Annotated in this window: 8 protein-coding genes; 6 read left to right on the forward strand and 2 right to left on the reverse strand. The window is 60.0% G+C overall.

Annotated features, from left to right (window positions below):
* Positions 1–32 precede the first annotated feature (32 nt).
* Positions 33–1,649 (forward strand): EAL domain-containing protein, encoded by a 1,617-nt coding sequence (locus tag ACW9HX_RS17410; protein WP_457381537.1) that lies wholly within the window; start codon positions 33–35, stop codon positions 1,647–1,649.
* On the opposite strand, the gene ACW9HX_RS17415 is transcribed toward ACW9HX_RS17410, so the two are convergent.
* Together ACW9HX_RS17415 and algB are read right to left on the reverse strand one after the other, a co-directional pair.
* A complete protein-coding gene (locus ACW9HX_RS17415) occupies positions 1,646–3,436 on the reverse strand; it encodes a KinB sensor domain-containing domain (RefSeq protein WP_457381538.1) in 1,791 nt (596 codons plus the stop codon). The genes ACW9HX_RS17410 and ACW9HX_RS17415 overlap by 4 nt on opposite strands.
* Before the next feature lie 10 nt (positions 3,437–3,446).
* The gene (algB, locus tag ACW9HX_RS17420) at positions 3,447–4,793 is read right to left on the reverse strand and encodes a sigma-54-dependent response regulator transcription factor AlgB (RefSeq protein WP_025112294.1); all 1,347 of its coding nucleotides are present in this window, start codon (positions 4,791–4,793) and stop codon (positions 3,447–3,449) included.
* 427 nt (positions 4,794–5,220) lie between these two features.
* On the opposite strand from algB, the gene ACW9HX_RS17425 reads away from it, so the two are divergent.
* The 5 genes from ACW9HX_RS17425 (at position 5,221) to ACW9HX_RS17445 (ending at position 9,565) form a co-directional block, all read left to right on the forward strand.
* On the forward strand, positions 5,221–5,505 hold the full coding sequence (locus tag ACW9HX_RS17425; protein WP_457381539.1) for a hypothetical protein: 285 nt from the start codon (positions 5,221–5,223) through the stop codon (positions 5,503–5,505).
* Positions 5,506–5,573: 68 nt separating this feature from the next.
* The gene (locus tag ACW9HX_RS17430) at positions 5,574–5,738 is read left to right on the forward strand and encodes a DUF1328 domain-containing protein (RefSeq protein WP_003177151.1); all 165 of its coding nucleotides are present in this window, start codon (positions 5,574–5,576) and stop codon (positions 5,736–5,738) included.
* 2 nt (positions 5,739–5,740) lie between these two features.
* Positions 5,741–6,205 (forward strand): inhibitor of vertebrate lysozyme family protein, encoded by a 465-nt coding sequence (locus ACW9HX_RS17435; protein WP_096822412.1) that lies wholly within the window; start codon positions 5,741–5,743, stop codon positions 6,203–6,205.
* Between the two features lie 697 nt (positions 6,206–6,902).
* Positions 6,903–8,234, forward strand: a complete 1,332-nt coding sequence (gene gltP, locus ACW9HX_RS17440; protein WP_197868995.1) for a glutamate/aspartate:proton symporter GltP — start codon at positions 6,903–6,905, stop codon at positions 8,232–8,234.
* Positions 8,235–8,335: 101 nt separating this feature from the next.
* Entirely contained in the window at positions 8,336–9,565 is a 1,230-nt protein-coding gene (locus ACW9HX_RS17445) for a nucleoside recognition domain-containing protein (protein WP_457381540.1), read from the forward strand.
* The last annotated feature ends 72 nt before the right edge of the window (positions 9,566–9,637 follow it).

A 9,637-nucleotide genomic window follows, 5' to 3' on the forward strand; every position in this document is an offset into this window, starting at 1 on the left:
GCTATAACTCATTGGTAATTCTTCGGATATCCATGATGGTAGCTACCCGAGAGACGCTGCGTAGCTGGTTTTATCGCCCCTGGTTTCTGGCGATGCTGGCTGCTGTCCTCAGTGCGGGCCTGCTGATCACTGGTGGATTGTTCGTCGCCATGCATCAGGTTGAACAAAGCGAAAGCCAGGAAATGAACGCCCAGGGCGAGCGCTTCCTGGCTCGCCTGGAGCAGTTGTTCGGCCAGTTGCGCGAAAGCCTGGATGACCTCGAGGCCCAGCCCCTGCGCAGCTGTGACGACGAGATGATCGCCACGCTGCAGCAAGTGACCTTCAACTATCGCTTCGTCTATGAAGCCGCCTACATGGACGCATCGCGGATCTGCTCCAACCGCCCGCGCCAGGAAGGCCTCTCAGGTGCACGCCCTCCCGACATCAAGGGCCCGACCTACAGCTACTGGCTGAACACCACCACCGAACCCGACGAAAACCGCGCGGCGCTGATGCTCGGGCGCGGCAACTTTCGCGTGGCCACCTCACGCGGACACCTGACCGACATGGTCGACCTGTCTCCCGGCAGCAGCCTGCTGGTGGTGCTGGACCATGGCAGCCGGGCGATTCCGGTGCTCGGCGTGCCACAGACATGGCCGCCCACCGAGCCATGGCCTCCAAAGAGTCTGGACGCCCTGCAAGTCACCCCGACCCATCTGATCTATCGCATGCCCACCGACAACCCGGAATACCAGTTGGTGCTGATTACCCCGCGCACCGGCATGCACATCCCCGAGCTTTGGTGGTGGATGGTACCGGTCTGTCTGCTGCTGGGTGCGCTGGTCGGGCTCACGGTGTTTTGGCTGGTGCGTCAGCATCAATCACTGGATGCCGAATTGCACGGAGCGATCCGCCGTGGCGAATTACAGGTGCTGTACCAACCGATCTTCGACCTCGACAGCCGCAACTGCGTTGGCGCCGAAGCCCTGCTGCGCTGGCGCCGGCCGGACGGCACGCTGACCAGTCCCGACCTGTTTATCCCGATGGCCGAAAACACCGGGCAGATCCGCCAGATGACCGACTTCGTCCTCCAGCGTCTGCTTGAACAGCTGGGCCAACTGCTGCGGGCCAATCCACAGCTGTACATTTCGGTGAACCTGGCGGCATGCGACGTGATGGTGCCGCGTATCGGCCAGGTCATGGCGCGGCTGCTGACCCTGCACCGGGTGGCGGCGCGGCAGATCGCCTTTGAGGTGACCGAGCGCGGCCTGATCGATGTAGTGGTGGCCCGGGAAAACCTGCAAGCGCTGCGCGATGTCGGCCATCAAGTACTGATCGACGATTTCGGAACCGGCTATTGCAGCCTCGCCTACCTGCAGACCCTGCCGGTGGATTGCCTGAAAATCGACAAGGCGTTCATCGACGCCCTCGGCCATGACGCGGCCAGCAGCGGCGTAGCACCGCACATCATTCACATGGCTCAGGCACTGGATCTGAAAGTGATCGCCGAAGGCATCGAGTATGAATCCCAGGCGGCGCTGCTTAGCAGCGAGGGTGTGAAGTTCGGTCAGGGCTGGCTGTTTGCGCACGCCTTGAGCGCCGTGCAATTCATCGAGCTGATCACCCGAGGGCGGCGCCTCGCCGGCCGCCGGATGGACGACGAGGCCTAGACCGCCAGCGCCATGTAGAACTGCGTGCCCTGCCCCGGCCGCGAATAGACGCCCATCCGTCCGCCATGCAACTGGACGATTTCCTTGCACAATGCCAACCCGAGCCCGGCCCCGCCTTTTTTACGTCCGACCTGAACGAACGGTTCGAAGATCCGTCCTTGCTGGCCATAGGCGATACCTTCGCCATTGTCCTCGACGCTGATGATCACCCGCTCGCCATGCCGGCGCGCCTGCAGGCGGATCAACCCGTCGCGGGCGGTATGGCGCAAGGCGTTGTCGATCAGATTGTCCAGGACTCGATCCAGTTGGGCCTGGTCGGCCTGCAAACGCGGCAACGGTCCCTGCACTTCGATGTTCAACGCAACGCCCTTCTGTGCCGCCGTGTCGGCAAAACGCAATTGCGCCTGGGTCAGCAGATCTTCAATGGAACACGGCGCCAGCACCAGTTTCTGCAGGCCACTCTGATAGCGCGAAAAATTGAGCAGATCGTTGATCAGCTGCATCAAGCGCTGCATCTCTTCATTGACCGTGTCGAGCAGATCGGACTCGCGGGACTCCGCCGGAAACTTTGCCCGTTCCCGAAACAGCCCGAACGCCATGTGCATGCCGGTCACGGGCGTGCGTAGCTCGTGGGAGGCACGCAATACGAATTCGCTGCGCACCCGCTCGAAAGCCCGCTGCTCGGTGACGTCGTGCAACACCATTACCGCGCCGAGGATGTGCCCCTGAGTGTGGCTGACCGGGGTCAGGCTGTAGGTCAGCAGTCGCGATTCACCGTCGACCTCGATGCTCAAATCTTCCGGCGCGCGCTCAAGGGTGCCGCCGCGCAACACCAGTTGCAGCTGAGCATCCAGTTCCGGGCGCTGAAGCGCGGTACCCAGGCCTTCGCCAAAGCGGTCGCTGTCCCAACCCAATTGCCGCTGGGCCACCGGGTTCAAGTGCTCCAGATGCCCCTGTCGATCGATCATCAGCAAGCCGTCATCAATGCTGTCGAGCACGGCCTGCAAGCGTTGCTGGCCGGCCAGCAGTTCATCGACATTGGTCGCCTGATGTTCGCGCAGCGCTTCGGCCATCAGCCCGAAACGCCGGGTCAAAAGGTTGATTTCCATAGCCGAGGACACCGGCAGGGTTACTTCGAAATTACCCTGGCCGATGTTGTCCGCCGCTTTCGCCAGCGCTTCGATCGGCGCACCGAACCGGCGGGCGATTCCCTGGGCGGTAATGAAGCCGATGATCAACACCGCCAGCCCCACCAGCCCAAGCAGGCCAGCGATCAACAACGCCCGGTCGCGGGCAGCGTGTTGCACGGCATTGATGTTATCCAGTGCGTGCTTGTGCTCGGCGATCAGGCCGTTGCGCAAGGTGTTGAAGCGCTCGCGCAAGTCACCACTCCCACTCAGCGCAGCGCCGGGATCGCGGGACAGGTCGAACGCCTGAAGGAAGCTCAGGTAATCGGCCTTGGCCTGACTGAATCCGTACTGGCGGTCATTGTCTTTCCGCTCTTGGGCGATGCCCTCGTCGAGCAGCTCGAAATAATGCTGTTTCGACGCTTCGAACGCCACAGGATCGGGCTTCTCGGCGAGCATCATGATCAACTGGTCGCCCAGGGTCTGGCGCAGCTTGAGCCCCAGATCGAGGGTGACGAAGTTGTTACGGATCAATGCCTCCTGAGTCCCGGCCATCTGCATCACGCTGACCATCCCGAGCATCAGCCCGAGCAAGGCCACCGTGATCAGCGCGGAAATGCTCAGGAACAAGCGAGTCCGCAACTTCATCGCCAGTTTCATCGGCGCACGCTCACAAGTTGTACTGCTTGCGCTTGCGATACAGGGTCGAAGCGTCGATCCCCAGGGTCTTGGCCGCTTGGTCCAGGGTGCCGGCGGTCGCCAGCACCGCGCCGATATGAGCCTTCTCCAATTCGTCGAGGCTCAGAGCGGCGCCGACTCGCGGCGCGTTATTGGCGGGTTGTTCGGCCATGCCGAGGTGGCTGATCTCCACGCGCTCCTGCGGGCAAATGATGCTCGCCCGTTCGACCACGTTGCGCAGCTCGCGAATGTTGCCTGGCCAGCGGTAACCCAGCAGCGCTTCCCGGGCCTCGTCACTGAAGCCACGAGCCGGGCGCGCATATTCCTTCACGAAACGAGCAAGGAAACGGTCGGCCAGGGTCAGAATGTCTTCGGCCCGCTCGCGCAGCGGTGGCAAATGCAGGGTGATGACGTTCAGGCGATAGAGCAGGTCTTCGCGGAAACGTCCGTCGCGCACCATGTCTTCAAGGTTGAGATTGGTGGCAGCGAGAATGCGCACGTCGGCCCGGCGGGTGACCGGATCTCCTACACGCTCGTATTCCTTGTCCTGGATGAATCGCAGCAACTTTGGCTGCAAAGTCAGTGGAAAATCGCCGATCTCGTCGAGAAAAAGCGTGCCGCCGTCGGCCTGATTGACCCGACCCAACGTGCTTTCGCTCGCCCCGGTAAACGCACCGCGACTATGACCGAACAGCTCGCTTTCCATCAGCTCGGCAGTCAGCGACGGGCAATTGATGGTGACGCAGGATTTCTTCTCGCGTTTACTCCAGCCGTGAATCGCTCGGGCCAGTTCACCTTTACCGGTGCCGGACTCGCCGAGGATCAGGATATTGGCGTCGGTGCTCGCTACCTGCCGCGCCGTTTCCAGTACGACTTTCATCGCCGGGCTGTGGGAATCGAGACCGTCCTTGGGTTTGCGGATCTCGCCTTCGAGGGCTTCCAGACGCGCCGAGAGCTGGCGCACTTCAAGCTGCTTGGCGGTAGCCAGACGCAACTGGTCAGGACTGCACGGCTTGACCAGATAGTCGGCGGCGCCCGCCTGAATCGCGTCCACCGCCGTATCGACGGCCGAATGAGCAGTGACGATCACCACCCGCATCCACGGCGCCTGAATGCGCATCTGCGCCAGTACGTCGAGACCGTTGTCTTCGCCCAGACGCAAATCGAGGAAGCACAGATCGAACACTTGCCGTTGCAAAAGCGCATCAGCCTGGGCCGCGCTGTTGGCGGTGGCGACGGTATAACCTTCGTCTTCGAGGCAATAACGAAAGGTTCGCAGGATGGCGGATTCATCATCCACCAGCAGAATGCGGCCTTGGTGCTCAGTGGCTGATTCCATTTTTCCTACGCTCCATAAGTGAATGTCTTGGGTTAGTCCCGGAAAAATCGGGCAAGTTGCATGGTTGATTCTGATCGATTCCAGTCATAGCAGGGTAGCTCTCTCCTGCCCTCACGGCTAATCCACTGAATTTGTTGAATTTTTAAACAATCAGCATTTTTCAGGCATTTGCCTGCGTCCTTTTCTGACATCTGCACCCTGCTCTCAATTCAAAAAGAATGATTTCTCCTACGAAACAATCGTGCATTACGCACGACCGTGGCGGAGCCATCGTGCAGGATGCGTCGTTCGTATTTTTCACAATACATATAACTATTTGATTTTATTGGATTTTTTTAAATAAAAAGGCTGGCATGCAGGCTGCAATACCTCTCTCAGCCCGGGCAGAAATGCACTGCCCCAACCGAATAAGAGTGAGGAACCCAGGATGACTCGCCCACGTGCCGCCCAAATGCGTATCTCGCCACTGCACCTGCAGCAGGCCTTGTTTGGCGCACTTGCGCTGCTGATCACCCTGATCGCCTGCCAGCAATACCTGCGCTGGGAACAGAGTCAGCAAACTGAACCTTTGATCTCGATGCAACACGCGACGCAAACGCACTTCAGTGCGGTCAGCAGCAGCCAGGCCGACAACGGCGCGATGCGCATGATGGATGTCGACCAGCCACAACCGCTGAGCGACATGCCACGCGAAGAACGCTGGGTTTTCTGATCAACGAATCTGGGCGCCCCCCGCGCCGAGACCGGCAACACCCCTAAATAGAAACAAGGAGAATCACCATGTTGAGCTGGGCTATCACATTCCTGATCATTGCCATCATCGCTGCAGTACTGGGCTTCGGTGGTATCGCGGGCACCGCCACGGGTATCGCCAAGATTCTCTTTGTCGTGTTCCTGGTGATGTTCATCGCCTCGTTCTTCTTTGGTCGTCGCGGCCGAGGTTGACCATGAGTGCTTTAAAGACACTGGCAGCCGCCCTGCTCCTGGGCGGCAGTGCCATGGCGATGGCGGCCAATGATGGCCAGGCGCGGGTCAACGAGCTGCTGAGTTCAGACCCGCACTACAGGGAAACCTGGGAAGGCGTGGTGAAGAAGGAAGAACGCCTGCCGGAATGGGTGATGAACCTTTCCGGTACGCCGGACCAACAGATGAATGCGGTCACTGAAGACGGCGACAAGTATCTGGTCGGGCCGCTCTGCGAATCACAGGACAAGTGCCTCAACCACCGCTTGATCGTCGCGTTCAGCTTCGACAAGAAACACGCTTACGCCATGCTGGTCGATGTGCCCGAAGGACTGCCGGCCGACAAGTCGCCAACGCGACATGCCACCTACCGCTTCCTCGGCAAACCCGACCAGGGCATGCAGGATCTGCTGATGGAAACGCTGAAGAAAGATCCGAACTGGTATTGAACATGAAGGCAGCCGACAGCTGCCTTCCATTGCGCCAGCCCGAGGAAGGCCGGCGCATGACCAGGGGGCCGGGACGTTCTGACTGCTACAGGGTCGGAGTGACCTACGGGTACAGGGAGTGCCTGCGATGAGGGCCGGGTCAGGGTAAAAGCTGCGACGCAAGTTCGCCAACCCAGGGTGGTTCGACGGACTTGCGCTGAGCTTTCCAAGTGACAAAACATTGATCCAGAGCGTTCTGCTCATCTTTTTATCGATCACACTGCGCGCGAAAAGCGTTTCGCGGTGTTTCGTCGCGACCGTATATCGAGAAAGAGTCGATCGAGCCAGTCAGACTTTTCGATTCCAAACGTAGGCTTTTTCCGAAAATTTTCGTCGAAATCACTCGCTCAAAAAATAACCAATCTACGCTGTAATGGCCGGTTCACGGCACTTATGCCTGCCGAAATGTCATATTCGAACCGGTTGGGACGCCAGTTTCATTTAAAAAAGCTCATGCCGATTCGGCATAGGGTAGGCGTTTACGGCATTAGACGGCGCAACCTTGCATCGGAATAGTTGCGCCTTTTTTCGCCTGCCGGAGAGCCGTAAACACGCGCCCCGGGGCACCTTATACGGAGGCAGATGCACAAACTTTTCCGCTAAAGAGCGTTCCAGTTCCTGCATGTGCCTGAGTCAAACGCAAGTAAGGGTAAAGATAATGAAGAAGGCAAAACTTAGCCTCGCCTGGCAGATCCTCATCGGTCTGGTATTAGGGATTGCAATCGGTGCGTTGCTCAACCATTTCAGTGCCGAGAAGGCCTGGTGGATCAGCAACGTCCTGCAACCGGCAGGCGATATCTTTATCCGTCTGATCAAGATGATCGTGATCCCGATCGTCATCTCTTCCCTGATCGTCGGCATCGCCGGCGTGGGCGACGCCAAGAAGCTCGGGCGTATCGGCCTGAAGACCATCATCTACTTCGAAATCGTCACCACCATCGCCATCGTCGTCGGCCTGCTGCTGGCCAACCTGTTCCATCCGGGTGCCGGCATCGACATGAGCACCCTGGGCACGGTGGATATCTCCAAGTACCAGGCGACCGCCGCCGAAGTACAGCATGAACACGCGTTCATCGAGACCATCCTCAACCTGATCCCGTCGAACATCTTCGCGGCCATGGCCCGCGGCGAAATGCTGCCGATCATCTTCTTCTCCGTGCTGTTCGGTCTCGGTCTGTCGAGCCTGCAGTCGGACCTGCGCGAGCCGCTGGTGAAGATGTTCCAGGGCGTCTCGGAAAGCATGTTCAAAGTCACCCACATGATCATGAACTACGCTCCGATCGGCGTATTCGCACTGATCGCGGTGACTGTGGCCAACTTCGGTTTCGCCTCGCTGCTGCCGCTGGCCAAGCTGGTGATCCTGGTTTACGTCGCCATCGCCTTCTTCGCCTTCGTGATTCTCGGCCTGATCGCCAAGATGTTCGGCTTCTCGGTGATCAAACTGATGCGTATCTTCAAGGATGAGCTGGTTCTGGCTTACTCCACCGCGTCTTCGGAAACCGTGCTGCCACGTGTGATCGAGAAGATGGAAGCCTACGGCGCACCGAAAGCCATCTGCAGCTTCGTGGTGCCAACCGGCTACTCGTTCAACCTCGACGGTTCGACCCTGTACCAGTCCATCGCGGCGATCTTCATCGCTCAGCTGTACGGCATCGACCTGTCGATCAGCCAGCAACTGCTGCTGGTCCTGACCCTGATGGTCACCTCCAAAGGCATCGCCGGCGTACCGGGCGTGTCCTTCGTGGTACTGCTGGCTACTCTGGGCAGCGTCGGTATTCCGCTGGAAGGCCTGGCCTTCATCGCCGGTGTCGACCGCATCATGGACATGGCGCGTACCGCCCTGAACGTGATCGGCAACGCCCTCGCCGTACTGGTCATCGCCCGTTGGGAAGGCATGTACGACGACGCCAAGGGCCAGCGCTACTGGAACTCGCTGCCGCACTGGCGCAGCAAGGAAAAACTGCCGGCCGGCGAGATTTCCAAGAACTGATCGCCGCCTCTGTGCAGCCTGACAAACCCCGGAGAAATCCGGGGTTTGTCGTTTCTGGCAGCCCCGCTATCATTCGCCGCATCTTCCGGGGGATTTGACTGATGCTTAATGGCCTGTGGCTTGGCTTCTTCATCGTGGCAGCCGTGTCGGCGCTGGTGCAGTGGCTGGTCGGCGGTAACGCCGGGATCTTTGCGGCGATGGTGGAAAGCATTTTTGCCATGGCCAAGCTGTCAGTCGAAGTCATGGTGCTGCTGTTCGGCACCCTGACCCTGTGGCTGGGCTTCCTGCGCATCGCCGAGAAGGCCGGGATCGTCGAATGGCTGGCCAAGGTGCTCGGGCCGCTGTTCCTGCGGCTGATGCCGGAGGTTCCGGCCGGGCATCCGGCGCTGGGCCTGATCACCCTGAACTTCGCCGCCAATGGCCTGGGCCTGGACAACGCCGCCACCCCCATCGGCCTCAAAGCCATGAAGGCGCTGCAGGAGCTCAACCCCAGCTCGACCGTTGCCAGCAACGCGCAGATCCTGTTCCTGGTGCTCAACGCCTCGTCCCTGACACTGCTGCCGGTGACAATCTTCATGTACCGTGCCCAGCAAGGCGCGCCGGACCCGACACTGGTGTTCCTGCCGATCCTGCTGGCCACCAGTTGCTCGACCATCGTCGGCTTCCTGTCGGTGGCATTCATGCAGCGCCTGCGGGTCTGGGACCCGGTGGTGCTGGCCTACCTGATTCCCGGCGCACTGATGCTCGGCGGCTTCATGGCGCTATTGGCAACGATGTCGGCCACGGCGCTGGCGGGCCTCTCGTCGATCCTCGGCAACCTGACGCTGTTCGGCCTGATCATGCTGTTCCTGGTGATCGGGGCATTGCGCAAGGTGAAGGTCTACGAGGCCTTCGTCGAGGGCGCCAAGGAAGGTTTCGACGTCGCCAGGAACCTGCTGCCGTATCTGGTGGCGATGCTCTGCGCGATCGGCGTATTGCGCGCATCGGGCGCGCTGGATTTCGGCCTTGATGGCATTCGTCATCTGGTGCAGTGGGCTGGGTGGGACACGCGGTTCGTCGATGCGTTGCCGACCGCGATGGTCAAACCGTTCTCCGGCAGCGCCGCCCGGGCGATGCTGATTGAAACGATGAAAACCTCGGGTGTGGACAGCTTCCCGTCGCTGGTGGCGGCCACGATCCAGGGCAGCACCGAAACCACGTTCTATGTGCTGGCGGTGTACTTCGGCGCGGTGGGCATCCAGCGTGCGCGGCACGCGGTGGGATGTGCGCTGTTGGCCGAGCTGGCGGGTGTGCTCGGCGCTATCGGCGTCTGCTACTGGTTCTTCGGTTAAACACAAAACTCAAATGTGGGAGCGGGCTTGCTCGCGAAGGCGGTGTGTCAATCAATTATTGATTGACTGACA

Source organism: Pseudomonas sp. SDO52101_S400 (assembly GCF_054071635.1).